Below are 25,975 nucleotides of genomic sequence, written 5' to 3'. Positions count from 1 at the left end.
GCACTATGCTTAAAAACTTTCAAGAACATATAAATCTTAAACTTGACTTTTTAAAAGAAAGCAAATTGCTAATTGCTATTTCTGGAGGTATCGATAGTGTTGTCCTAACGCATCTTTGTGCAAAGACTAATTTTAATATTTCGCTGGCACATTGCAATTTTAATTTGCGTGGAAAAGAAAGTGATGCAGATGAAGATTTTATATTAAAACTGGCCGAAAATCTAAATCTAGAAGTTTTTATCCAAAATTTCAGTACAGAAGATTATGCTAATGAAAAAAAGCTTTCAATCCAAATGGCAGCGCGAGAGTTGCGTTATCATTGGTTTGTTGAGTTAGCTGAACAATTAAACTTTGATTATATTTTGACCGCTCATCATGCAGATGATAACTTGGAGACGTTCTTAATCAATTTAACTAGAGGAACTGGATTAGATGGATTAACGGGAATCCCAGAAATCAATGACAAAATAGTAAGACCATTACTAAAGTTTTCACGAGAACATATTGAAGCTTATGCAAAAGACAATAATTTAAATTGGCGTGAGGATAGTAGTAATGCATCAACCAAATACGTTCGTAACAAACTCCGACATGAAGTAATTCCGAATTTAAAAGAAATTAATTCACAATTACTCCAGAGTTTTAACAATACGTTACAGCATTTAAAAGATGTTAATGAGATTGTAGAGGATAGAATAGAAGCTGTTTCAGATGATGTAGTAAAACATATTTCAAAATCTGAAATTCATTATAATATTGCAGAAATTCAAAAATTAAACAACCCTAAAGCATATCTCTATGAACTTTTAAAAGACTACAATTTCAACGAATGGGATGATGTTTTAAATTTATTAAAAGCTCAATCTGGAAAATTTATTACATCAGATTCGCATCGATTATTAAAAGATAGAGAAAAGTTGATTCTTTCTAAAAAACATTCAGATAATTACAACGTGATAAGTATTTCTGAAGTATCCCAACACATAGAAATACCCATTGGAAGATTAAATCTTGAATTAGTTAAGCAAATTGAAGAAACAGGCATATCGTCGATTTATGTTGATAAAGATTTGTTAAAATTTCCGCTTTACGTAAGACAATGGGAAAAAGGCGACTATTTTTACCCTTTCGGAATGCATGGGAAAAAGAAGTTGAGTAAATATTTTAAAGACGAAAAATTATCATTACTTGAAAAAGAAAACACATGGTTATTGTGTTCTGAAAATGACATTGTTTGGATAATTAATAAGCGTTTGGATAATCGATTTAAAATAACTGAAGCCACAGAAAAAATTGTTAAGATTACATTGCAATGAATAGATATTTAGCTCCAATTTTTACGATATTTCTCCTTTTAACTGCAAGTTTAAATGCACAGATTTTTGATCCTGTAGAATGGTCATCTTCCGTTGAAAAAGTTTCTGATACAGAATACACACTCATATTTATAGCGGAAATAGAGCCAAATTGGCATGTGTACTCGCAAGTTATAGAAGGAGATGATGGTCCTTTGCCTACAGAATTCACCTATCACAATCAAGAAGGAAATTACAAACTTGTTGGCAAAACCAAAGAGCCAGACGTCAAGCCTTACTTTGATGAAGTGTTTGCAATGGAAATTAAATATTTTGAGAATAAGGCAGTTTTTAAGCAAAAAATAAAATTACTCAATCCAGATTTTACAGAAATTTCATCCGAGGTTTTTTTTATGGTCTGTGATGATGAGCGTTGTTTGGCACCTACCACACACGAATTTGTAACTTCTTTAACAGGTGAAGATGTTAAGAATACGACTGTAGCCTCCGTTGATGATAGGAGTAAAGAACTTTCAGAACAACTAAATTTAAATATAATAGGTGCGGAGAACTATGAAACACAAGAAGTATCAGAAAAGAGTAATTTAACCATTTTTATTCTTGGGTTTTTGGGTGGTTTGATTGCTTTGCTAACTCCATGTGTTTTTCCAATGATTCCTTTAACGGTTTCCTTTTTCACCAAAAGTGCAGATAATACACAAAAAGGAATGGCCAATTCAATTTTATATGGCTTATTCATTTTATTAATCTATGTTGTTTTAAGTATCCCTTTTCATGTTTTGGATTCATTAGATCCTGAAATTCTCAATAACATCTCAACTAATGTCACCTTAAATATTTTGTTCTTTTTCATCTTTTTAGTGTTTGCATTTTCGTTTTTCGGTTATTTCGAATTAACACTTCCAGCTTCTTGGAGTAATGCATTAGATAGTAAGGCAAACAGAATAGGAGGTATTATTGGAATATTTTTCATGGCATTGACTTTGGCAATAGTTTCTTTTTCTTGTACTGGTCCAATATTAGGCACATTGTTGGGTAGTTCGTTGTCTTCAGATGGAGGTGCAACTCAACTAACATTGGGTATGAGTGGTTTTGGTCTGGCATTGGCATTACCTTTTAGCTTATTTGCCATGTTCCCTAAATGGTTAAATTCTTTACCAAAATCGGGTGGCTGGTTAAATACAGTAAAAGTAGTTTTAGGGTTTATTGAGTTGGCTTTGGCACTTAAATTTTTATCCAATGCAGATTTGGTTGAACATTGGGGACTTTTAAAGCGCGAAGTTTTTATAGGCCTTTGGATTTTCATAGGATTGGGATTGGTACTGTATTTATTGGGCAAAATAAAATTTCCACATGACGGCCCTATAAAAAAGTTAAGCTTTGGCAGAATTTCATTTGCCGTTTTAATACTGGCTTTTGTTGTGTATTTAATTCCTGGTTTAACCAATACTAAGGCAGCAAATTTGAAGCTGTTGAGTGGTTTTCCACCACCTTTACCATATAGTTTATATGATAAGAATTCAGAATGTCCTTTAGATTTAAACTGTTATAAAGATTTAAATGAAGGTCTTGCGGCAGCAAAATTGGAAGATAAGCCCATTATGCTTGATTTTACAGGTTGGGCATGTGTAAATTGTCGAAAAATGGAAGAACATGTTTGGAGTAAAGCCAATGTCTTTAATTTGCTGAACGAAGAATTTATTATTATTTCGCTTTATGTTGATGACAGAAGAGAACTTTCAGAAGCTGATCAATTTCTATATCTCAAACCAAACGGAACTATAAAAGATATTGAAACTATTGGTGATAAATGGGCAACTTTACAAACTATAAATTTCAAGAACAATTCACAACCATTCTATGTGCTTTTAGACCATAAAATGAATATGCTCAACCATACAACTGCATATACACCAAATGCATCAGAATATTTTGACTGGTTAAAGGCTGGTTTAGAAAATTTTCAAAACCGAAGCAAAAATATTTTCAATATCACTTCTGAATAGCAATTTATATATTCTATCATTCTAAATTTGATCTGTAATCTATTATATTTGATTACTTAATATTTATTAGTGACACTACAAGGCCAAATAGTTGATATACTTAATAAACGCATTTTTAAAGGCGAATTGACTATTGAAAAAGGCAGAATTACATCTATTTCAGAAAAACAGCATGGTGTAAATAATTACATTCTTCCTGGTTTTGTTGATGCTCATATTCATATTGAAAGTTCCATGTTGGTACCCAGTGAGTTTGCTCGTCTTGCAGTCAAACATGGCACAGTAGGAACAGTTTCAGATCCTCACGAAATTGCCAATGTACTTGGTATTGAAGGCATAGAGTTTATGATTAAAAACGGAAAGAAAGTTCCTTTTAAATTCAATTTTGGAGCTCCATCATGCGTACCTGCTACCAATTTTGAATCTGCTGGAGCAGTCATAGATTCAAACGATATTAAACAACTTCTTAAAAATCCAGATATTAAGTATCTCGCAGAAATGATGAATTATCCTGGTGTCTTATTTGATGACGATGAGGTCCTAAAAAAAATAGCTTGGGCAAAACATTTTAACAAACCTGTTGATGGTCATGCTCCGGGATTACGTGGTGATGATGTTACCAAATACATCAATGCTGGAATTTCAACAGATCACGAATGCTTCACTTATGATGAAGCTTTGGAGAAACTTCAAAAAGGTATGAAGATTATCATTAGAGAAGGTTCCGCAGCCAAGAATTTTGAAGCATTAATCGATTTACTTCCAGAACATTTTGAAAACATGATGTTTTGCAGCGACGATAAACACCCAGACGATTTAATGATAGATCATATAAACCGTTTGTGTGCTAGAGCAGTTACTAAAGATGTTGATGTATTCAAAGTACTCCAAGCAGCTTGTATCAATCCTGTTAAGCATTATAATCTAGATGTTGGTTTATTGCAGGTTGGTGATTTTGCAGATTGTATTATAGTAGAAGATTTAAAAGATTTTAAAACACTTCAAACCTATATTAATGGCAAATTGGTTTACAATAATGGAGTCTCAAAAATTGATTCTGTAGATTTTGAAGTTTTAAATAATTTCAATTGCAATAAAAAAGAAGTTTCAGATTTTAGATTTGAATCTTCAGCAACAAGAATTCGTGTTATTGAAGCCTTAGAAGGTCAACTTGTGACTAATGAAATTATTAAAGATGCATTAGTTAAGTATGGAAACCTAGTATCTAATATTGACGACGATATACTAAAAATGACGGTAGTCAATCGTTATCAAGATCAAAAGCCAGCGATTGCATTTATCAATAATTTCGGATTAAAAGAAGGTGCTATTGCATCATCAGTCGGACACGATTCGCATAACATCATTGCTGTTGGTGTATCCGATGAAGCTATCTGTAAAGCCGTTAATCTACTTATTAAAAATAAAGGCGGCATCTGTGCAGTTTCCGATACTTCAGAAAAAGTCGTTTCCCTTCCAGTTGCAGGTATTATGAGTGATAAAGATGGCGAAACCATTGGCACACAATATGCAGAATTGGATAAAACGGCAAAAGCTTTAGGAAGTGAGCTTCATGCGCCATATATGACACTTTCTTTTATGGCTTTGCTTGTTATTCCTTCTTTAAAGTTAAGCGACAAAGGTTTATTCAACGGAAGTTCGTTTAAGTTTACTTCATTAGAAGCTAATTAATTTATATATTTGAGTAGAATGCGATTAGAATTTATCAGTATTTCTGATAAATATAAGAGTGTTCTTTTTTGTCTAAAATAAATTGATTATTCCTATGGATCAGATGATAAAACTTTCCAATGTAAAAAATTATATAGACGGCAAATTTGAAATTAATAGTCAAAATTTAATGGATGTTATCAGTCCGTTAGATGGCAGTGTAATATCCAATTTACCCTTATCTACAGCTAAAGATGTTGACAGTGCAGTAAAAGCAGCTAAAAAAGCTTTTCCAGAATGGTCTACTATGACGTTTAAAGAACGTGTTCAGATATTTTTCAGATATCGTTCATTACTTGAAAAAAATATAGAAGAACTTACAGAGTTAGTACATCTTGAAAATGGAAAAACTCATAGTGAAGCCAGAGCAGAGGTTGAAAAAAGTATGGAGCTTTGTGAGTTTGCAGTATCCATTCCACAAATAATTGTAAACGAAGTTCAGGAAGTTAGTAAAGGGGTTGAATGTAGAATAGAGAGAAAACCACTTGGTGTTGTTGCTTCAATATCACCTTTTAATTTTCCGAATATGGTACCGCATTGGACAGTTCCCAATGCATTGGTTTTAGGAAATACAATGATATTAAAACCTTCAGAATTAGTGCCATTAAGTACAGTTAGAATGGCAGAATTGCTCAAAGAAGCTGGGCTTCCAGATGGAGTTTTCAATATTGTAAATGGCGGTAAAGATGTTGTTGAAGCTATTTGCGATCATCCTAGTATTGAAGCTGTTTCTTTTGTTGGTTCTACCAAAGTGGCAAAAATTGTTTACAAAAGGGCAACTTCAACCTTGAAGCGTTGTGTTGCGCTTGGTGGAGCAAAAAATCATTTGTTGGTATTACCAGATGCTAATCCAGAAATGACAGCCTCTAATGTGGTGGCATCAATGTCTGGTTGTGCTGGTCAGCGTTGTATGGCGGCATCAGTTATGGTTGGAGTAGATAAGGTTCAGCATATCATTGATAGAATGATTGATGAGGCTAAAAAAATAGTGCCAGGACAAAATCTAGGTTCTGTAATTTCGGCCGAAGCTAAAACAAGAATAGAAGGTTACATTGATGAGGCCGAAAGAAACGGAGCAAAAATATTATTAGATGGAAGAAATACAACTGTAAAAGGAAAAGAAGGAGGTTACTATGTTGGTCCTACCATAATTGATTATGTAACAACAGATATGTCTGTAGCCAGAGAAGAAATTTTTGGTCCTGTGATCTCAATTATTCGTGCTAAAGATTTAGATGAAGCCATAGAAATAGAGAATGGTTCTAATTATGGTAATGCTGCAGCTGTCTTTACACAAAGTGGTGGTTTGGCAAAACAAGTCATAGAAAGAGCCAGTGCAGGAATGATTGGGGTAAATATTGGAGTTCCTGTACCTCGTGAACCGTTTTCATTTGGAGGATGGAACGAATCCAAATTTGGAGTTGGCGATATTACAGGTAGAAGTTCAATTGAATTTTGGACTCAAAATAAAAAAACAACTATCAAATGGAATCCAGAAGCCAAAACCAACTGGATGAGCTAATATAATTCTACACCCAATGAATGACGAAATAATTCAAAACAATCTCGATTACACTTTATTTTCTTGGTCAAAACAAGGAGGATTAAACCCAATCAATGCTTCTTATTCAGAAGGCTCATATATTTACGATAGAGATGGCAAACGCTATCTTGATTTTTCTTCTCAATTAATGAACGTGAATATTGGCCATGGCAATCAGAGAATAACTGAAGCTGTTGCCAAACAGATGAAAGAGGTGAGTTATGTCTATCCAGGAATGGCAACAGATGTTCGTGGCAGACTTGGTAAGAAGCTCGCTGAAATCACGCCTGGGAATCTCACCAAAACCTTCTTTACATTAGGTGGAGCTGAAGCTATAGAAAATGCCATTAAGCTAGCACGAATGTACACTGGACGACATAAGATCATTACGCATTACAGAGCTTATCATGGTGCTACTTATGGAGCAATTACAGCTAGTGGAGACCCAAGACGGTTTCCTGTAGATAGTCAGGCTATGCCTAATGTTGTGCATGTAGAAAACCCTTATGCTTACCGTTGTCCTTGGAATTCAACTTCTATTGAAGAATGTGGTAAGCTTGCATTGGATCATCTAGATCGTGTAATTCAATTTGAAAATCCAGATAGTGTTGCTGCTATTTTGTTTGAAGGTGAATCGGGTTCTTCAGGTTGTATTAAGTATCCACCAATGTATTTAAAGCATGTTCGTGAGCTTTGTGATAAATACGGAATTCTTTTGATAGATGACGAAGTTATGAGTGGTTTTGGGCGTACAGGAAAAATGTTTGGAATAGATCATCACGATACTACTCCAGATATTATGTGTTTAGCAAAAGGATTGACTTCAGGTTATTTACCACTTGGTGGTGTTGTGGTCACAGATAAAATTGCTGAACATTTCAATAGCAATCCAATGACAATTGGATTAACGTATTCTGCACATCCAACTCTATGTGCTGCAGCATTAGAGAATTTAAAAATTATTGAAGAGGAGAATTTAGTAGATCGTGCTGCAGAAATGGGATTGTACATTGAAGAAGAAGTTGAAAAACTGAAAAAGAAACACAAGTCTATTGGCGATTTTAGAAATACAGGTTTATTAGGTTGTATTGAGTTGGTGAAGGACAGAAAAACCAAAGAGCCTATCACGCCTTGGAATGCAAAGACTGAAGATATGACAGTAACCAACCTTATGGCCTCAAAAATCAGGGAACTTGGTATGTTCACTTTTGTACGATGGAACTGGATTTTTGTTGCGCCTCCTTTAAATATCAGTAAAATTGAAGTAGATGAAGGTTTAAAAATTATTTCTGAAGCGATTTCAATTGCTGATAAATATTGTAATTAATATATGAGTAAAGACATTGTAGAATTACACGAAGACCTTTCAAATTCACCATTATACAGTGAAGATTTAGCACCTGTTCCAGCTAATCAACGTACATGGAACAAGTGGCATTTGGCAGCAATTTGGGTTGGTATGGCTGTATGTATTCCTACGTATTTGTTGGCTTCTTATATGATAAAAACTGGCTTGAATTGGTATGAAGCTTTAATTATTATTGGTTTGGCTAATTTAATCATTACGATACCAATGGTACTTAATGGTCATGCTGGAGTTAAGTATGGTGTGCCATTTCCAGTAATAGGTAGAGCAGCATTTGGTACAAAAGGGGTTCATTTAGCTTCTGTGGCTAGAGGTGTTATAGCATGTGGTTGGTTTGGTGTTCAAACTTGGATTGGTGGTTTGGCCATTTATGCCATTTTTAATGCCATTACTGGTTCAACAGGTGAGTTGGGTTTATCTGTCGGAAAATTTGTTGGTTTTGGCGTGTTTTGGATTATCAATATGTACTTTATCTGGAAAGGCACCGAAAGCATTAAATGGCTTGAAACCTATTCAGCTCCTATTTTAATAGGTATCGGATTGGTACTTATTTATTGGAGTTATGCAAAAGCTGAAGGATTTTCCATTGTATTAGACCAAAGTGTACAGCTTGAAAAAACAGCAGCAACAATATCCTCTGAAAATGATTTATATTATCTCAATCTGAATTCACTAAAAGACAAAGAAGGCCATCTAAAAGTTACAGAATATAATATTGTATCAGATGAAAATTCAACTTGGCAAGCATTCACTGAAAACCCAGTTCTTATTAATACTTCAGATAATGTTCAAGTCCAATTCAGAAACACAGAAGGAGATTCAGAAGTATTGTCAAGTGTTGTAACAGCAAAACTAATTGATATAAATGCCTCTGGAAGTAAATTATGGAGTTACTTACTTTGGCTAACTGCAATGGTTGGTTTTTGGGCAACGATGTCTATAAGCATAGCAGATATAACTCGCTATGCGTCCACTCAAAAAGATCAGGTTTCAGGGCAGTTTATTGGCCTTCCAGTAACCATGATGCTCTATTCTTTTGTTGGCATATTTGTAACATGTGCTGCAATTATAAATTTTAAAGACATTCTCATTGCAGACGATGCCCCTTGGGATCCAGTATCTCTAATTGCTAAATTCAAGAATCCAGTAGTTGTTATTGTAGCACAGATTTTTATGATTATTGCAACGTTAAGTACGAATATTGCAGCGAATGTTATTGCGCCATCTAACGCCTTTTCTAATCTTTGGCCAAAAAAAATAAGTTTTAAAAAAGGAGGAACAATTACAGGGATCATAGGTATTTTAATTATGCCTTGGTGGTTACTAAATGAAATTTCAGGGTTTCTAATTTTTGTAAGCGGATTGCTCGGGCCAGTTTTGGGAATTTTGATCTGTGACTATTTTTTAATTAGACACAAAACAGTTGAATTAGCAGAACTATATAAAGAAGAAGGCGTTTATTCCTACGGAAAAACTGGTTTTAATACTTCAGCTATGATCGCTTTAGCAGTTGGCGTTTTCTTGGCATTAGTAGGCTATTGGATGCCAGCATTAAGTTTCTTGTATTCATTATCTTGGTTTACTGGATTCATCATTTCGTTTTCACTATATTACTTTTTAATGAAAAAATAAGAAACGCGTTTGATTCTAAAATACACAATACTATTTCTCTATTTTTCCATCCTTTTTCTAATTGGATATTTTGCTACAAAACGAATAAGAAACACTAAAGATTATTATGTAGGCGGTAAAAACCTTGGCTATTGGGTCGTTGCTTTTTCTGCTAGAGCAACAGGAGAATCCGCATGGTTACTGTTGGGTTTAACTGGTCTTGGTGCCATGGTAGGTGTTTCAGCATTTTGGGTAGTTTTAGGAGAAGTTCTTGGTGTTACTGTTTCATGGTTTTTTATGGCAGAACGCTTTAAAAAATTAAGTGATAAATACAATTCGATCACGATACCAGATTACCTTGTAAGTCATTTTAAATCAACTTCGCATACCTTAAGAATTGTTGCTGCAACAGCGTTGTCTCTGTTTGTAGTTATCTATGTCAGTGCACAAATAGACGCAACAGGTTCAGCTTTTGAGACTTTTTTAGGATGGAATTATTTTACAGGAGCTATAGTTGGTTTTATAATTGTATTAACATACATTTTTTCTGGAGGATTTGTAGCTGTAGCTTGGTCTGATTTGTTTCAAGGGTTAATCATGCTTTTAGGTTTGGTTGCTTTACCTATTGTTGCTTATTTTTCTATTAGTTCGAGTGTTTCAGTTTCTGACGAATTGCTAAAATTAGATCCATCATTTTTGAATATTTGGGGTGAAGGCGGCTTTAATATGGTGAATCTTTTCACCATTTTAGGTTTTACATTCATCGGACTTGGATTTATGGGCTCACCACAACTTTTTATCAGATTCATGTCTATAAAAAGTACAGCTGAAATAAAAAAAGGTCGTTGGGTTGCTATAATTTTTACTTTACTAACGGATTCTTGTGCAGTTTTAATAGGTATTTTTGGAAGATACCTTTTAACTTCGGTCGATGCAGATGTTGAAGCTATTTTAGGAAATGGAGCACAAAATGTGCTGCCACTTTTGGTTGAACGAGTTATGCCATTAACTTTAATAGGGATTTATATTGCTGCGGTACTTTCGGCAATTATGTCAACTATAGATTCACTTTTGGTTGTAGCTTCGAGCGCAATTTCTAGAGACTATTATCAACAAATCTTTAAGCCAAATAAAACTGAAAGAGAACTGGCAAAAACATCCAGATTAATTACATTAGTTCTTGCAATACTTGCACTTCTAATAGCTATTATTGTTGCTGTAAGTGTACCTGGAAGAACAATTTTTTGGTTTGTTATTTTTGGTTGGTCAGGTATAGCAGCTACATTTTGTCCAACAATTATTTTATCACTATTTTGGAAAGGGTTTAATGAAAAAGGAGCATTAGCTTCAATGATAGCTGGTTTTATATCAGTACCAATTTTTAAGTTTGGTATGACGTCTATTGAAGGTATAGGTATTTTTTTTGAAAAAGTTGGAGAGTTAGGTCCATCCTTTATCTTGGCAATGTCTGTTGGTGTTATTGTGAGTTTAATATCTAGAACCAAAACTCAAAAAATAGATTATTAAAAAGTAAAACTGATTAAAAACTTGTAAATTTAAACAGAATAAGAAATAATTAAGTCAATTATAAAAATGTCAATTCTAATTAAAAATGGTCGTGTAGTTACAGCATCAGAAAGTTATATTGCTGATGTTTATGTTGAAGGAGAAAAGATTGTTGCTATTGGAAAAGATTTGAATTACAACGCAGATAAAGTCGTGGATGCTGCAAATAAACTGGTTTTCCCAGGAGGTATAGATCCTCATGTACATCTCGATATGCCTTTTATGGGAACCTACTCCAGTGATGACTACGAAACAGGAACCAGAGCGGCACTCCATGGAGGTACTACAATGGTCATCGATTTTATTCTACAAACACAAGGAGATTCACTCCATAATGCATTAAAAACTTGGCAACAAAAATCTAAGGGGAAAGCTATAGGAGATTATTCATATCATATGGCTGTTACAGATTTTAATGACAATGTAGCTAAAGAAGTTGTACAGATGATTGAAGAGGAAGGAATTTCATCTTTTAAAACTTTTATGGCCTATAAAGGCGCTTTGATGATTGACGATGGACAAATGGTGCAGCTTATGAAAGTGGTTAAAAAGCATGGTGGTTTGGTAACAGTTCATGCAACCAATGGAGATATGATAGATTCATTAATTGCAAAGAACAGAGCAGAAGGCAACTTGTCTCCATTATACCATTATCTCTCACAACCTGAAGTTACAGAAGCCGAAGCATCAGGTCGTTTTGTAGATATGTTACATTATACAGACTGTCCTGGCTATATTGTACACATGACTTGCGAAGGAGCCTTAAATGCTGTTAGAAAAGCAACACAACGCAATCAAAAAGTATTTGTAGAAACATGTACACAGTATTTAATGCTAGATGCTTCTTTATATGAAAAAGATTTTGAAGGTGCTAAATGGGTGATGAGTCCACCATTGAGAGAAAAGAAAGATCAATTTGCATTGTGGTCTGGTATTAATCAAGGCTTGGTACAAGTGGTTGGTACAGATCATTGTCCGTTCGAGTGGGAACAAAAGAAAATGGGAAAAGACGACTTTTCAAAAATACCAAACGGCCATCCTGCGATAGAGCATCGTATGGAGTTGTTATTTTCAGAAGGTGTTCATAAAGGAAAAATATCATTAACAAAATATGTAGAAGTAGCTTCAACCAATGCGGCTAAAATCTTCGGAATGTATCCTAGAAAGGGAACCATTGCTATTGGTAGCGATGCAGATATTGTGATTTTCGACCCGAATAAAGAACATACAATTTCTGTAAAGACACATCACATGAATTGTGATTATTCGGCTTATGAAGGTCAAAAAGTAATTGGAAAAACCGAAACTGTAATTTTAAGAGGTCAAGTTGCCATAGAGAATGAAGAATGTAAACTTCAAGCAGGTTTCGGACAATTTATACCAAGAGGAAAAACATCAAAAACTGTAATTTAGATAATATGCCAAGAATTATAAAATCAGGACTCATACAGATGAGCCTTCCAATGACAGAAGGAGAAGGAAATATTCAAGAAATCATGGATGCGATGTATGACAAGCATATTCCATACATACAAGAAGCTGGAAAAAAGGGCGTTCAAATATTGTGCTTGCAAGAAATCTTCAACACTCCATATTTTTGTCCTGGACAAGATAGAAAATGGTATGCCTCGGCGGAATCAGTTCCAGGACCAACTACAGAAAAAATGCAGGTATTGGCCAAAAAATACAATATGGTCATTATTGTACCCATTTATGAAAAGGAACAAGCAGGAGTTTTGTATAATACAGCAGCTGTTATTGACGCAGATGGAACTTATCTAGGAAAGTACAGAAAAAATCATATTCCGCATACCACTGGATTTTGGGAGAAATTCTTTTTTAAACCTGGTAATTTAGGCTATCCAGTATTTCAGACCAAATATGCCAAAGTTGGCGTTTATATTTGTTATGATAGGCATTTTCCAGATGGCGCCAGAGTATTAGGCTTGAATGGTGCAGAAATTGTTTATAATCCATCAGCAACGGTAGCTGGTTTGAGTGAATATCTCTGGAAACTTGAACAGCCGGCCCACGCAGCAGCCAATGGTTATTTTATGGGTTGCATCAATCGTGTTGGAGAAGAAAAACCATGGAATCTAGGTAAATTTTACGGTCAATCTTATTTTGTTGATCCTCGAGGTCAAATTTTTGCACAAGCTTCTAGAGATAATGACGAATTATTAGTAGCAGAATTTGATTTAGATTTAATAGATGAAGTTCGTTCAACATGGCAATTCTTTAGAGATAGGAGACCAGAAACTTATGGACGCTTAACAGACTTATAATGGCAGAATACAAAAGACCAAAATCTGAAGCAGAATTCAACAAGAATTTTAAGCAAAAGAAACCTTTAATGAATGATACCGAAGCGTATTATGAAAGTTCAAGGTGTTTATTCTGCTATGATGCTCCATGTATTCAAGCTTGTCCAACCCATATCGACATCCCTCTGTTTATCAAGCAGATACATACAAACAATATAATTGGTGCTTCGAAGACAATTTTCGATTCTAATTGGCTCGGTAATGCTTGTGGTATTGTATGCCCAACTGGTGTTTTGTGCGAAGGAGCTTGTGTTTACAATCATCAGGATGTGCCTCCAATTCAAATAGGTAGACTTCAAAATTATGCTACAAATCAATCCATTAATACTAATAAAAAGTTATTTTCTATTGGAAAGTCTAACGGAAAAAATATTGCAGTAATTGGTGCAGGTCCAGCAGGTATCGCCTGTGCTTGTGAAGCCAAAACTTTGGGTTATGATGTTGATGTTTTTGAAGCTAAAGATAAACCTTCGGGTTTAACAGTTCATGGTGTAGCTCCTTATAAAATAACAAACGAGGAAGTTTTAAAAGAAGTAGAATATTTACAGAACCAATTAGGTTTCAATATTAAATACAATACTAACATTAATTCAAAACAAGAATTATCTGCTCTTGAATCTAAATATGACGCTATTTTTCTTGGTGTTGGTCTAGGAACAACAAGAGATTTAGAATTGGATGGTGAAAATTTAAATGGTGTTATTGGAGCAGTTGAGTTTATTGAAGAATTGAAAAACAAACAACATAAGTTAGAAGTACCAGATAAAGTTGTTGTCATTGGTGGTGGAAATACTGCTATGGATGCAGCATCAGAATCTGCCAGAATGGGAGCGAGAAAAACGGTTTTGGCTTATCGCAATACCAAAGAAAAAATGGGAGCTTATGGTTTTGAATATGATTTGGCAATTAGCGCAGGAGTTGACAGTTTATTTAATTTAACACCCATTGCTATTGTTGGAAAAGAAAAAGTGGAAGGTGTAAAGTTTGCTAAAACTGAATTAGTAAATGGTAACCTACATACAAACATGAACAACACTTTTATTGTAAGATGTGATTTGGTAATCAAAGCTACTGGACAGGCTAAACAAGGCAGTCTTTATGAATTGATTGATAATTTAGAAACAGATAACAAAACGAGAATTATAGTTGATGATAATACGTTTCAAACTTCAAATCCAAAATATTTTGCTGGAGGAGATGCCATTAATGGAGGAGCAGAAGTAGTTAATGCTGCTTACGACGGTAAAATGGCAGCACAAGGAATTCATAACTGGTTAAATTAACAAAAAGACAAATTATGGTCGATTTATCAATAAATTTTGCAGGAATCAAAGCACCAAATCCTTTTTGGCTAGCATCTGCGCCACCAACAAATTCAGGTTATCAAATTATGAAAGCTTTTGATGCAGGTTGGGGTGGAGCCGTGTGGAAAACGCTTGGAGTTCCTGTGGTAAATGTATCTAGTCGATATGGTTCTGTAAATTATAGAAATACCAGAATGATGGGTTTCAATAATATTGAATTGATTACCGATAGACCTTTAGCTGATAATCTTCGAGAAATAGAAGAAGTAAAAAAATATTTTCCAGATCATGCAGTTATAGCTTCCTTAATGGTAGAAAGTAAGGCTGAATGGGAACAAATAATCAAAGATGTTGAAAATGCTGGAGCAGATGGCATTGAACTTAATTTTGGTTGCCCTCATGGTATGTGTGAACGTGGAATGGGTTCTGCTGTTGGTCAAGAACCAGAAGTTTTAGAAACTATTGTTGGTTGGGTAAAGAATGCAGCCACTATTCCAGTAATTACAAAATTAACACCCAACATTTCAGAAATTACTGATCCAGGTTTAGCTGCAGTAAAAGGTGGAACCGACGCCATTTCATTAATAAATACAATAAAAAGTATAGTTGGAATTGATTTAGATACGTATGCGCCTTTACCCATTGTTGATGGCAAAGGTACTAATGGAGGTTATTGTGGACCAGCAGTAAAACCTATCGCCATGCACATGATTAGAGAGTTGGCACAACATCCAGAAATTTCAAAAACACCAATTTCTGGTATTGGAGGAGTCGAAACATGGCGTGATGTAGTAGAGTTTATTTTGTTAGGCGCAACTTCAGTGCAGGTTTGTACTGCAGTGATGCATTATGGTTTTGGTATCGTGAGAGAAATGGAGGCTGGTTTGAGACAGTTTATGGAAGAGAAAAACTATAAAACCATATACGATTTTGCGGGCAAAGCTTTACCTAATGTCACCGAATGGAAGCATCTAAATTTAAAACACAAAGTAATTGCTGAAATTAATGCTGATAAATGTATAGGTTGTGAATTATGTTATATTGCATGTGATGATGGTGCACATCAAGCCATTGCCTTATCTGAAGATAGAACTATAAGAATTCCAAGTATCATAGAGGAGAATTGTGTAGGTTGTAATTTATGTTCATTGGTTTGTCCAGTAGAAGATTGTATCACCATGGTTAAAAAAGATGATGGTAAAGAACATCTCACTTGGAATGAACGAACACTTAATGATGATATTCCTGTAACTTTTGATGATGATAGAGCAGGAGGAAAACATCATTTTGTTCCCAAACCGACTGATGCTTTAAAGCATAAAAACTAATGCCTATTGTTCCCTCATCTTACAAACCTCCTTTTATTTTTAGAAACGGTACTCTTTCAACAGTATATTCCGGACTGTTTAGACAGCCAATAAAGATTAATCAAAAACGTGAACGTCTTACTTTATCTGATGACGATTTTCTTGATTTAGATTGGAGTTTTTCAAAAGAAAAAACAAACAAACTTATTATTTTACTTCATGGGCTTGGAGGCAATGCGCAGCGCCATTATATGACGGGAAACGCCAAACTTTTCAATGAAAATAATATAGATGCCGTTTGTGTAAATTTTCGTGGTTGTAGTGGAGAAGATAATCTCAAATATCGCACTTATCATTCAGGAGAAACGGAAGATTTAAATGAAATTATTAACCATATCATTTCTACTAATAAGTACAGAGAAATATTTATTAAAGGATTTAGTCTTGGTGGTAATGTGGTTTTAAAATATTTAGGCGAAAGAATTACTATTCCAAATCAAATAAAGGCTTGTATTGCTATATCGGTACCATGCGATCTAAATGGAGCTTCTTTAGAGCTGCATAAATTTAAAAATTTACCTTACCATGAAATGTTTAGGTTTCAGCTCAAATCTAGTCTTAAGCAAAAACAAAAAAAATATCCGGAATTGATTTCTTATTCAGACATTAAAGCAATTAAAACATTAAAAGATTTTGATGATATTTATACTTCAAAAGCACATGGATTTAAAGATGCATTAGATTATTATGAAAAGTGCAGCAGTCTCCAGTTTCTTTACAATATTAAGATACCAACTTTAATTATAAACGCAAAGAACGATTCGTTTTTATCACCTGAATGTTTCCCAATTAAAGAAGCCAAGGGAAATGCAAATCTATTTTTAGAAATACCAGAATATGGAGGTCATGTTGGTTTCTTTTCTCAAGATAATATCTTTTATAATGAAAAAAGAGCTTTAGATTTTATTTTAGAATATAAGTAAACAATTATTTAATGGACTTTTTATGTAAGAAAAATCTTTTGTTGTACATTTGGTAACTAAATAATTATTTCAACTAACCAAAACCAATCCAAAAATGAAAAAAAGTCAACACTATGTTGCCTACTTTATTGCCCTCTTCATTCTTTTCAATTTAAACTTTCAAAACGCCTATTCTCAAGAAAAAAAAGACCGAAATATGTTTGGTCATTATATTGAGAGAGGTTTAACCAAAACTTCTGAAGGGCTTTTGCCGGGCTATATTTTATTTACACCACCAAATTCTGTATATGCATATTTAATTAACCGTAAGGGAGAAGTCGTGCACCAATGGAAAGGCACTAATCAAATGGGAAGTGTTTATTTAAACGACGACGGTTCACTTACAACAAATGCTGAAGATCTTGATTTTCCTGTTTTTGCAGGAGGTGGAGAATCAGGTCGATTACAAAGAATAAGTTGGGACAGTAAAATGCTTTGGGATTTAGAATTTTCAAATAGAGAATACCACAACCATCATGATATAGCATTAATACCAAATGGTAATATTTTGACCATAGCTTGGGAATCAAGGTCGTATGATGAAGTCGTTCAAGCTGGAAGAGATCCAGAAAATACGCCAAAAGCTGGTTTGTGGCCAGATAAGATTGTTGAGTTAACACCAAAGGGAACTTATGAAGCCGATATTGTTTGGGAATGGAAAGTTTGGGATCATTTAATTCAAGATTTCGATGAAACTAAAGATAATTATGGTGATGTGTCTGAACATCCAGAATTGTTAGATTTAAGTAGAGGTAGAAAATTACCGGAACCCATATCGCAAGACAGTTTGGATGTTTTACATAAAATGAAAAGACTTTGGAGAAACCAAACCGTAGAAAATAGAGGCTCTGATGTGTATCATTTTAATGCCATAAATTATAATGAAGAATTGGATCAAATTGCCTTTAGTTCTCCAAACTTAAATGAGGTTTTTATTATAGACCATAGTACGACCACAGAAGAAGCCGCTGGACATACTGGAGGAAAAATGGGCAAAGGAGGTGACTTTCTATATCGTTGGGGAAATCCACAAAATTATAAACAAGGCGACTCTACAGACCAAAAGTCATTTGGTCAGCATGATATAAGATGGATAGATAAAGGTTTTCCAGGTGAAGGAAACCTCACATTCTTTAATAATGATATTCCTATGGGTCCAGATAGTTTGGACTATTCTGCTGTTTATGAGATTAAACCTTTGGTAGATAAAGACGGAAATTACATTTTAAACGAAAACAAAAGATTTGGTTTAGAAGAACCTGTTTGGAGGTATATTGCAAAAGACACCATTTCATTTTTCGGAAGCTTTGTTTCAGGTGCACAACGCCTTAAAAACGGTAATACTTTTATTAATGAAGGACCAAAAGGAAGATATTTTGAGGTCACACCAGATGGTGAGATTGTCTGGGAATATTTAAATCCTTATCGGGGTAATATTCACCATTTAGATGGAACACCTGTAGCACCTTGGTTTTTTACTTATTCGAATTTTAGGTCAAACTTTATTCCAGCAGATCATCCTGCTTTTAAGGATAAAGAATTAAAACCATTAGATCCTCAACCGGAAGTGTTTAAACTTCCCCCTAAAAAAGAGGAAGAAGAAACTGAAGAATAATTATAGTTTAGAAATTTTAAATTTCTTATTTTTAGGGTCTTTAATAATCAATCATATTTCCCCGAATATTTAATTATACCTACAAGAAAATTGCTTTTAGAGCATTAACTAAAACACTAAAACACCTAACCAATATGAAAAAAATATTTTTTCTTTCCTTTTCAGCTGTATTGTTTATAGCTGTTTCATGTAAAAAAGAACAACCACAAGAAGTAGTAGAAAAACCTGTAGTTAGAGTCTGGAAATCTGAAGAGACAAGAGCACTTGCCGGTGTTACTGAAAAAAGAGGCTTGATATCAAAAACCGATATGGCGACACCTGGGTATGTTCTATTTTCACCATCTTTCGGTACAGATACCTACTTAATGGATTTGGATGGAAATATAGTTCATAAATGGCCAGGCGAAGTGAATACAATGCTGAACGGTTACCTTTTTGAAAATGGGCATCTTTTTAGGCTCGAAAGAGACGAAAATTTTCCTGTTTTTGCTTTTGGCGGGCAGGCAGGAATCATACGCGAATATGATTGGGATGGTAACCTGATTTGGGATTATAAATTGGCAACCGAAAAAGAACTGCTTCACCATGATATAGAAGTCATGCCAAATGGGAATGTACTTGCTATTTGCTATGAGGCTAGAACACCTGAAGAATCCATCGCGGCAGGACGTGATCCTGAACGCGTTTTAAAAGGAGGACTCTGGATTGATAAGATTATTGAAATTAAACCTATTAGACCACGTGGTGGAGAAATTGTATGGGAATGGGATATGTGGGATCATCTTGTTCAAGATTTTGATTCCACCAAGGCAAACTACGGCATAATAAAAAACCATCCGCGTAAAATAAATATCAATACTCATAGTGCGGAATCGGAATCTGGACCACTTATGGATGAGGCACAAATTGAACAAATGAAAGCTATGGGTATAATGACTTCTAATGCTAATGTGGATAATCAGCGTTCAGATATCACACATGTGAATGCTGTTTCATATAATGCAGAATTGGATCAAATTGTTTTCAGTTGTCCAGGCTTCAATGAAATTTATATTATAGATCATAGTATTTCAACAGAGGAGGCTAAAGGTAGTTCTGGGGATTTGCTTTATAGATGGGGCAACCCTCAAAATTATGCTGGAGGAACGAAAGAAGATCAAAAACTTTTTGTACAGCACGATGTCAAATGGATTCCAAAAGGTTATCCAGGGGAAGGTCATCTAATGGCTTTTAATAATAACATTCACAATCCTGACAACAAATTACCTTCATTGGGTGCCGCATTAGCTAAAGCACAATCACCTGACCCACATGTTGCAGTAGGTGATTTTGGAAATTTTAGTTCTGTAATTGAGTGGGTTTTACCGGAAATCGAAGGTGAGACTTATACAATTTCAGATAAAGGAAGCTTTGGTCCGGATGAATCTTATTGGGAATATATTGCTCCTGATAAATATTCGTTTTACTCTCCGTTTGTCTCTGGAGCTCATCGCTTAAAAAATGGAAATACGCTTATAACAGAAGGAGTAAGAGGTCGCTTTTTTGAAGTTACTCCAGACAAAGAAATTACTTGGGAGTATTGGAACCCTTATAATAATGGATATACTTTGCCTGATGGTTCAATTCCACAGCCAGTAGGACCTTTTATATATGCCCAATTTAGAAGTACACATTTTACACCAGATTTCCCTGCATTTAAGGGTAAGGAGTTAAAACCCATTTCACCGCAACCGGAACCATTTATATTCAAAATGCCACCACCTCCACCAGCAATGGAAAAGGATAGTATTCATTAATAATAACTAAATTTAAAACTAATTAAGATGTCTATAAAAATTATTGGAGCAGGTTTGCCAAGAACAGGAACAAATACATTAAAAGTGTCTCTTGTAACTTTGGGATATTGTAAACATGTTTATCACATGAAGGAGCTTTTGGTTAACCCTGAAAGGCTTCATTATTGGAAAACTCTAGATGATACTGGAGATACAGATTGGGATGGCTTATATGATGGGTATGATGGTACAGTTGATTTTCCAGGTTATCCTTGGTACAAAGAGCATATGAAGCAATATCCAGATGCCAAAGTAATTCTTACTGTTAGAGATTTTGAAAGTTGGTACAAAAGTGTGGACAGTACTGTATTTAGAGCAGGACCTCAAACACCAGGAGAAAAAATTAAAATGTTGAGTAAACTACTGTTTAACGCAAGAGCTCGCAATGTAGTTAAATGTATTAAGTGGTTTAAAAAAGTGTTTTTTGCTGAAAGACTACAAGGTAATTTTGGTGATAAAGCCTTTGCCGAAAAATTCTGGAACGACCATATAGCAGAAGTTAAGGCACACGTTCCTGCTGATAAATTATTGGTTTATGATGTAAGAGATGGTTGGGCACCATTATGTAAATTTTTAGGTGTTGAAGAACCAAAAGATCCACTGCCACATTTAAATAAAAAGGAGAACTTTAAAGAGATGCTTCCAAAATTGATGAAAGGACAGATGGTTTAACCACTGGTATTTGCGAATGAATTCTGAAAGCTGGAAAGTTAAATTAGCCTTATTATTAGTTAGTAGTTTAACCATCATGTCTATGATAACCATATCCGCGTCCTTGCCAGATATGACAAAGACATTTTCTGATGTTCCCAATGGTGGAAAATTGGTAAAAATGGTGTTATCGTTTCCTGGTTTATTTATTGCTTTAAGTGCTATTGCTGCAGGTTTAGTCATTGATAAGATAGGTAGACTTAAACTATTAGGAGTAGCATTGGTTTTATATGCAATATCAGGTACTTCTGGATATTGGCTTGATAATCTTTATGCAATTTTAGCAGGAAGAGCCTTATTAGGTATAAGTGTTGGTATTACCATGACCATTGTAACAACTTTGGTCGCTGATTATTATCATGGAAAAGCACGACAAAAATTTGCAGGTATTCAAATAGCTGTGATGTCTTTAGCCGGAATAATTTTTATCTCACTTGGTGGTATTTTGGCAGATATTAACTGGCGAGTTCCATTCTTACTTTATTTATTTTCAATCCTTATCATTCCTTTTGCATATCTGTATCTGAAGGAGCCTTTAAAAGCTGAAGATACTCATCAGGAAGTTAAAACAGTTAAATCGCCTAAAATTATATGGTTTGTATTTGCAAATGTAATGCTCATGTGGATCATGTTTTTTATCATTCCTATTCAAATACCTTTCTATTTAAAATCTATTGGAGTTGAGAAGAATTCATTAATTGGTCTAGCAATAGCTTCTAGCACATTTTTCTCTGCCATTGGAGCTATTTCGTTTTCAAAGATTAAAGACAAATTTGCATTCAAGCAAATTTTCGGACTAGGTTATTTACTCATGGCGATTGCTTATGTATGCATTGCATATGGTAATTCGTACGCAATGGTCATGGTGGCTATGTTACTTGGTGGATTGGGAATGGGAGTCATGATTCCAAATGCCAATGTCTGGGTGATGCAATTAGCGCCTTTAGAAATTAGAGGAAGAGAAATAGGAAGACTGACCACTTTTTGGTTTATGGGACAGTTTTTATCGCCAATCATTCTACTGCCAATTTTAGATATTGTAACACAATCACAATTATATCTTATAATAGCGGCTGTTTTATTAATTTTAAGCCTAATAATGTTAGTCTTTTATTTTATGACCAGGAAAACCGAAAGTGTTAATGAATTATGAAAATCTTCATACCAGCGCATTAGAAAAGTTATTCGGTACTATTAAAATGCGTATTGTAAAGCAAAATCATGATATTAGAATTATTGAGTTGAATGATGACCAGAATATTTCTCGAACTTTAGGGATAGTTAAATTTTTTAATATAAAAGGTGAGTCTTTAATAAAAGCACACAATCAAATTTTAGAAGGACAAGTGTTAGGCAAAACACTTTACAATTCCAATATTGATTTTGATAAAGAATTTTTAGGCTCGGTTTTGGTAAATTTACCCAATTGGCTGAAAGATGATTTTAAATCTGAATATGATCAAGGCATTGGGTTTTATTCAAAGATCAAAGTCGCTGAAGACCACCAAATAGATAATAAAATTTTATATTCAGAGTTGATCGAAATTATTCCAAGGGAATTAAAGAATGCCTTTAAAGATAAAATAATACCATTAGAAAATAATGAAGAAAACGTCATATCATTATTAGATGGAGCAAATATAAAAGTAAGTAAACCATAAACACATTATGATTAGTTGTGTAGTCATAGGAGCCGGACCAGGAGGCATAGTTGCCACCAAAGAATTACTTGAAAAAGGTTTTGAAGATGTAGTTTGTTTAGAGCAATCAAACACGTTAGGTGGTGTTTTTGCTAAAGGGTATGATAACTTATTATTGACCTCTTCGGTTACCTTCAGTATGTTTTCAGATTTTTGGGTAGGCGAAGGTAAAAGCCATTCGTTTTGGACTAAAGATGAAGCTGTAAAATACTGGAAAGATTACGCTAAACATTATAAAGTTACAGACCATATTCAATTTAACTCTAAAGTTGAAACAGTTATAGAAAATAAAGACGGTTCTTGGGTTATTAATTTAAATTCTGTCGAAGAACTACAATGTAAACATCTTGTTTTAGCTATAGGAAATAATAACATTCCTAGATTTCCTGATTGGCATAAACAATTAAACAACATATCATATTCACACTCTAAAGACTACAAGAATGCCGATAGTTTCAAAGGAAAACGAGTACTTATTGTTGGAGGTGGAGAATCAGGTTCAGATGTTGCTTACGAAATTGCTCAAGTAGCTAAAAAATCCTGGGTAAGCCTCCGAGAGTCAACAGGATGGATAGTTCCAAGAAAAAGAGGTGAGCACGCAGCCGATGTTTCTACACATCGCGGCATCTGGGATTTACCTCGAGAATATGGCAGACATTTAAGTCCGTTTGTTCTTAAATTAGAGCGCGGAAGAAAAGACCCTGTTTTTGATGTGCTGGCCGACTTGAATGAAAGAGTTCCAGCCAAAAATGGAATCTGGGGAATTTATGGCACTAAAACTTTGGCTTTACCTAAAGCAGTTGCACATCATGGTTGCGAAATAGTTGGTGACATTGTTCAAGCTGATGATAGCCAAAAATATCTTATTGATAATCAAGGTAAAGTATTAGAAAATGTTGATGCAATTGTATTTTGTACAGGATATAGAAATGTAGTCCATTTTATGCCAGACCAATTAAAAGCTTGTGACCCGAGAAGTATGTTCAAACACATGTTTCATCTAGATTATGGGGATAGAATAGCTTGGATTGGTTGGGCAAGACCAGGATTTGGAAGCCAGTTTCCCATTATGGAAATGCAATCAAGATATGCAGCTTTAATTTTTTCAGGTGACATGAAATTGCCATCTAAAGAAGCTATGAAAGATTATATTCAAAAAGATCTTAAGATATATCAAGATCAATTTGAAGGTAATGCAGAACGTATTAGAAGTTTGGTGGATTATCACCGTTTTATGAATGATCTATCTAAAATTATAGGTTGTTATCCACCACTTGGTAAATATTTGATTACCAATCCAAAACTTTGGTTTCATTTGATGTATGGACCAACACAAGCAACTCAATTCAGGCTAAAAGGGCCAGGTAAAAAAGAGAAACTAGCTAAAGAAATTATCTTCAAACTACCAATTAGTACTTATAACCATATTGTAAAAGCAGGTTTAAGAGGAAGAATTCGTTATGCTCACAAATGGTTATTGTCGAATTAATGTTTAAATACTTCAGGGAAGCCTTCAACAGTGATATTCCACAATTCAGGCAGTATAAAATACACAAAAAGTGTTAGAATAATTATGGATATGATATTCATCAAAAACCCTTTACTTACCATATCTGGAATTCGTAAATAACCCGAACCAAATACTACAGCATTTGGTGGTGTTGCTACTGGCAACATAAAAGCGCAAGAGGCTGCTACAGCTGCACCTACCATCAAAATAAACGGATGCAAATCAATCGTTAAAGCCAAAGGAGCTAAAACAGGTAATAACATTGCTGTGGTTGCTAGATTTGAAGTAATTTCAGTTAAAAAGTTTACAGAAGCTATCAAAAGCAAGACAAGGAGAATGGTTGTGACTCCAACAAGTGAGGTCATTTGGTTTCCAATCCATAAGGCTAGACCACTGGTTTCAAACCCTTTTGCTAAAGCCATTCCACCGCCAAATAGGATAATAATTCCCCAAGGCAAATTTTTGGCGTCTTTCCAGGTCATCAGTTTTTTCTTTTTCTTTTTTGAAGGGATTATAAACAGAATCAATGCAAACACAATAGCAATAATGGTATCATCTAATTGTGGTAACATTTTTTGTAGTAAAAACGAGCGTGTTATCCAACAAAACGCTGTTGTAGCAAATATAATGGAAACGAGTTTTTCTTCGTATGAAATTTTACCAAGAGATTTCAGCAATCTATTGATTTCTTGTTTACCACCAGGAAATTCTTTTTGTTCAAATTTAAATGCAAAAGATGTTAAGTATTTCCAACAAATTATTATTAAAAGAACGGAGATAGGAAACCCAAACATAAACCATTGTAGAAAAGTAATTTCATAACCATAGGTATCCATAACCACACCAGCTAAAACCAAATTTGGTGGTGTACCAATAAGTGTTGCGATACCTCCAATTGACGCACTATAGGCAATAGCCAGCATCAATGCTTTGCCAAAGATTAAGTTTTCGTCTTCAACGGTTTTAGGATTGTCTTTAAGCTGTTTTATAATGGCAATACCAATAGGCAACATCATCACAGACGTAGCTGTGTTGGAAATCCACATCGATAGAAATGCAGTGGCTACCATAAAACCCAAAATGATTTTTTTAACGTTAGAACCAATCAAGTTTATGATATTTAAGGCAATCCGTTTATGAAGGTGCCATTTCTCGATAGAAATGGCAATAATAAATCCACCCATATACAGAAACACATATTTGTGACCAAAGGACCCAGTTGTAGAAGCAATATCCAAACTTCCAGTAAGTGGGAACAACACAATAGGTAGTAATGCTGTTGCAGCAATTGGGATGGCTTCTGTGATCCACCAAACAGCTATCCATAATGTAGAAGCCAGAATTCCATTAGCTTCATCACTTAAACCTTCTGGCTTAAAAAATAATCTGATAAGTATAAATAGAATTGGACCAAGTACTAATCCAATACGTTTTGAGTTAGTCATATTTAGAATTGAAACTTCAAGTAATAATACTAATTTTTATTGGAATTATAATTTGTCAAATTT

The 25,975-nt window shown here is 34.4% G+C and carries 19 protein-coding genes; 18 read left to right on the top strand and 1 reads right to left on the bottom strand.

The features are described 5' to 3' along the window. Positions 1–5: 5 nt before the first annotated feature. The 18 genes from tilS (at position 6) to AAFP94_RS08845 (ending at position 24,446) form a co-directional block, all read left to right on the top strand. Positions 6–1,316, top strand: a complete 1,311-nt coding sequence (gene tilS / locus AAFP94_RS08930; protein WP_316662261.1) for a tRNA lysidine(34) synthetase TilS — start codon at positions 6–8, stop codon at positions 1,314–1,316. Beyond that, positions 1,313–3,322, top strand: a complete 2,010-nt coding sequence (locus tag AAFP94_RS08925; RefSeq protein ID WP_316662258.1) for a protein-disulfide reductase DsbD family protein — start codon at positions 1,313–1,315, stop codon at positions 3,320–3,322. The genes tilS and AAFP94_RS08925 overlap by 4 nt, the downstream gene beginning before the upstream one ends. 69 nt (positions 3,323–3,391) lie before the next feature. Beyond that, positions 3,392–5,014 carry an adenine deaminase gene (gene ade, locus AAFP94_RS08920; RefSeq protein ID WP_316662257.1) on the top strand — a complete coding sequence of 541 codons (1,623 nt, stop codon included), beginning with the start codon at positions 3,392–3,394 and terminating at the stop codon, positions 5,012–5,014. Positions 5,015–5,108: 94 nt separating this feature from the next. Then, on the top strand, positions 5,109–6,575 hold the full coding sequence (locus AAFP94_RS08915; protein ID WP_316662256.1) for a CoA-acylating methylmalonate-semialdehyde dehydrogenase: 1,467 nt from the start codon (positions 5,109–5,111) through the stop codon (positions 6,573–6,575). A 16-nt stretch (positions 6,576–6,591) separates the two neighbouring features. Beyond that, positions 6,592–7,923, top strand: a complete 1,332-nt coding sequence (locus tag AAFP94_RS08910; RefSeq protein WP_316662255.1) for an aminotransferase class III-fold pyridoxal phosphate-dependent enzyme — start codon at positions 6,592–6,594, stop codon at positions 7,921–7,923. A 3-nt stretch (positions 7,924–7,926) separates the two neighbouring features. Next, on the top strand, positions 7,927–9,594 hold the full coding sequence (locus AAFP94_RS08905) for an NCS1 family nucleobase:cation symporter-1 (protein ID WP_316662254.1): 1,668 nt from the start codon (positions 7,927–7,929) through the stop codon (positions 9,592–9,594). A 9-nt stretch (positions 9,595–9,603) separates the two neighbouring features. Then, the gene (locus tag AAFP94_RS08900) at positions 9,604–11,100 is read left to right on the top strand and encodes a sodium/proline symporter (RefSeq protein ID WP_316662252.1); all 1,497 of its coding nucleotides are present in this window, start codon (positions 9,604–9,606) and stop codon (positions 11,098–11,100) included. Positions 11,101–11,166: 66 nt separating this feature from the next. Next, positions 11,167–12,552, top strand: coding sequence for a dihydropyrimidinase (hydA, locus tag AAFP94_RS08895; protein WP_316662251.1), 1,386 nt, complete (start codon positions 11,167–11,169; stop codon positions 12,550–12,552). 5 nt (positions 12,553–12,557) lie between these two features. Then, on the top strand, positions 12,558–13,424 hold the full coding sequence (locus AAFP94_RS08890; RefSeq protein WP_316662248.1) for a nitrilase-related carbon-nitrogen hydrolase: 867 nt from the start codon (positions 12,558–12,560) through the stop codon (positions 13,422–13,424). Further along, on the top strand, positions 13,424–14,746 hold the full coding sequence (locus AAFP94_RS08885) for an FAD-dependent oxidoreductase (protein ID WP_316662247.1): 1,323 nt from the start codon (positions 13,424–13,426) through the stop codon (positions 14,744–14,746). Before AAFP94_RS08890 ends, AAFP94_RS08885 begins: the two co-directional genes overlap by 1 nt. A 14-nt stretch (positions 14,747–14,760) precedes the next feature. After that, positions 14,761–16,095 carry an NAD-dependent dihydropyrimidine dehydrogenase subunit PreA gene (gene preA / locus AAFP94_RS08880; RefSeq protein WP_316662246.1) on the top strand — a complete coding sequence of 445 codons (1,335 nt, stop codon included), beginning with the start codon at positions 14,761–14,763 and terminating at the stop codon, positions 16,093–16,095. Next, positions 16,095–17,057: a YheT family hydrolase gene (locus AAFP94_RS08875; RefSeq protein WP_316662244.1), complete on the top strand. Its 963-nt coding sequence runs from the start codon at positions 16,095–16,097 to the stop codon at positions 17,055–17,057. Before preA ends, AAFP94_RS08875 begins: the two co-directional genes overlap by 1 nt. Positions 17,058–17,151: 94 nt before the next feature. Continuing rightward, positions 17,152–18,711, top strand: coding sequence for an aryl-sulfate sulfotransferase (locus AAFP94_RS08870; RefSeq protein ID WP_316662242.1), 1,560 nt, complete (start codon positions 17,152–17,154; stop codon positions 18,709–18,711). A gap of 134 nt (positions 18,712–18,845) precedes the next feature. Continuing rightward, positions 18,846–20,507 carry an aryl-sulfate sulfotransferase gene (locus AAFP94_RS08865; RefSeq protein ID WP_316662241.1) on the top strand — a complete coding sequence of 554 codons (1,662 nt, stop codon included), beginning with the start codon at positions 18,846–18,848 and terminating at the stop codon, positions 20,505–20,507. A 27-nt stretch (positions 20,508–20,534) separates the two neighbouring features. Next, entirely contained in the window at positions 20,535–21,218 is a 684-nt protein-coding gene (locus AAFP94_RS08860; protein WP_316662239.1) for a sulfotransferase family protein, read from the top strand. A 16-nt stretch (positions 21,219–21,234) separates the two neighbouring features. Continuing rightward, the gene (locus AAFP94_RS08855) at positions 21,235–22,410 is read left to right on the top strand and encodes an MFS transporter (RefSeq protein ID WP_316662237.1); all 1,176 of its coding nucleotides are present in this window, start codon (positions 21,235–21,237) and stop codon (positions 22,408–22,410) included. Further along, on the top strand, positions 22,400–22,918 hold the full coding sequence (locus AAFP94_RS08850; RefSeq protein WP_316662235.1) for a hypothetical protein: 519 nt from the start codon (positions 22,400–22,402) through the stop codon (positions 22,916–22,918). The genes AAFP94_RS08855 and AAFP94_RS08850 overlap by 11 nt, the downstream gene beginning before the upstream one ends. Positions 22,919–22,925: 7 nt before the next feature. After that, positions 22,926–24,446 (top strand): flavin-containing monooxygenase, encoded by a 1,521-nt coding sequence (locus AAFP94_RS08845; RefSeq protein WP_316662233.1) that lies wholly within the window; start codon positions 22,926–22,928, stop codon positions 24,444–24,446. Here the strand turns inward: AAFP94_RS08845 and AAFP94_RS08840 are convergent. Beyond that, a complete protein-coding gene (locus AAFP94_RS08840) occupies positions 24,443–25,912 on the bottom strand; it encodes an SLC13 family permease (protein ID WP_316662232.1) in 1,470 nt (489 codons plus the stop codon). The genes AAFP94_RS08845 and AAFP94_RS08840 overlap by 4 nt on opposite strands. Between the last annotated feature and the right edge of the window lie 63 nt (positions 25,913–25,975).

Origin of the sequence: Gilvirhabdus luticola, from assembly GCF_040117515.1 — a bacterium.
GTDB lineage: Bacteria > Bacteroidota > Bacteroidia > Flavobacteriales > Flavobacteriaceae > Gilvirhabdus > Gilvirhabdus luticola.
Note: the sequence above shows the minus strand (reverse complement) of the source record. Positions and strands in the feature narration are given on the sequence as shown.

Bases quoted from the DNA above. Each gene is read 5' to 3' on its own strand.
- AAFP94_RS08855 (WP_316662237.1), top strand. From the start codon at position 21,235: ATGAATTCTGAAAGCTGGAAAGTTAAATTAGCCTTATTATTAGTTAGT.
- AAFP94_RS08925 (WP_316662258.1), top strand. From the start codon at position 1,313: ATGAATAGATATTTAGCTCCAATTTTTACGATATTTCTCCTTTTAACT.
- preA (WP_316662246.1), top strand. From the start codon at position 14,761: ATGGTCGATTTATCAATAAATTTTGCAGGAATCAAAGCACCAAATCCT.
- tilS (WP_316662261.1), top strand. From the start codon at position 6: ATGCTTAAAAACTTTCAAGAACATATAAATCTTAAACTTGACTTTTTA.
- AAFP94_RS08840 (WP_316662232.1), bottom strand. From the start codon at position 25,912: ATGACTAACTCAAAACGTATTGGATTAGTACTTGGTCCAATTCTATTT.
- AAFP94_RS08845 (WP_316662233.1), top strand. From the start codon at position 22,926: ATGATTAGTTGTGTAGTCATAGGAGCCGGACCAGGAGGCATAGTTGCC.
- hydA (WP_316662251.1), top strand. From the start codon at position 11,167: ATGTCAATTCTAATTAAAAATGGTCGTGTAGTTACAGCATCAGAAAGT.
- AAFP94_RS08875 (WP_316662244.1), top strand. From the start codon at position 16,095: ATGCCTATTGTTCCCTCATCTTACAAACCTCCTTTTATTTTTAGAAAC.
- AAFP94_RS08860 (WP_316662239.1), top strand. From the start codon at position 20,535: ATGTCTATAAAAATTATTGGAGCAGGTTTGCCAAGAACAGGAACAAAT.
- AAFP94_RS08910 (WP_316662255.1), top strand. From the start codon at position 6,592: ATGAATGACGAAATAATTCAAAACAATCTCGATTACACTTTATTTTCT.
- AAFP94_RS08890 (WP_316662248.1), top strand. From the start codon at position 12,558: ATGCCAAGAATTATAAAATCAGGACTCATACAGATGAGCCTTCCAATG.
- AAFP94_RS08905 (WP_316662254.1), top strand. From the start codon at position 7,927: ATGAGTAAAGACATTGTAGAATTACACGAAGACCTTTCAAATTCACCA.
- AAFP94_RS08850 (WP_316662235.1), top strand. From the start codon at position 22,400: ATGAATTATGAAAATCTTCATACCAGCGCATTAGAAAAGTTATTCGGT.
- AAFP94_RS08885 (WP_316662247.1), top strand. From the start codon at position 13,424: ATGGCAGAATACAAAAGACCAAAATCTGAAGCAGAATTCAACAAGAAT.
- AAFP94_RS08915 (WP_316662256.1), top strand. From the start codon at position 5,109: ATGGATCAGATGATAAAACTTTCCAATGTAAAAAATTATATAGACGGC.
- AAFP94_RS08865 (WP_316662241.1), top strand. From the start codon at position 18,846: ATGAAAAAAATATTTTTTCTTTCCTTTTCAGCTGTATTGTTTATAGCT.
- AAFP94_RS08870 (WP_316662242.1), top strand. From the start codon at position 17,152: ATGAAAAAAAGTCAACACTATGTTGCCTACTTTATTGCCCTCTTCATT.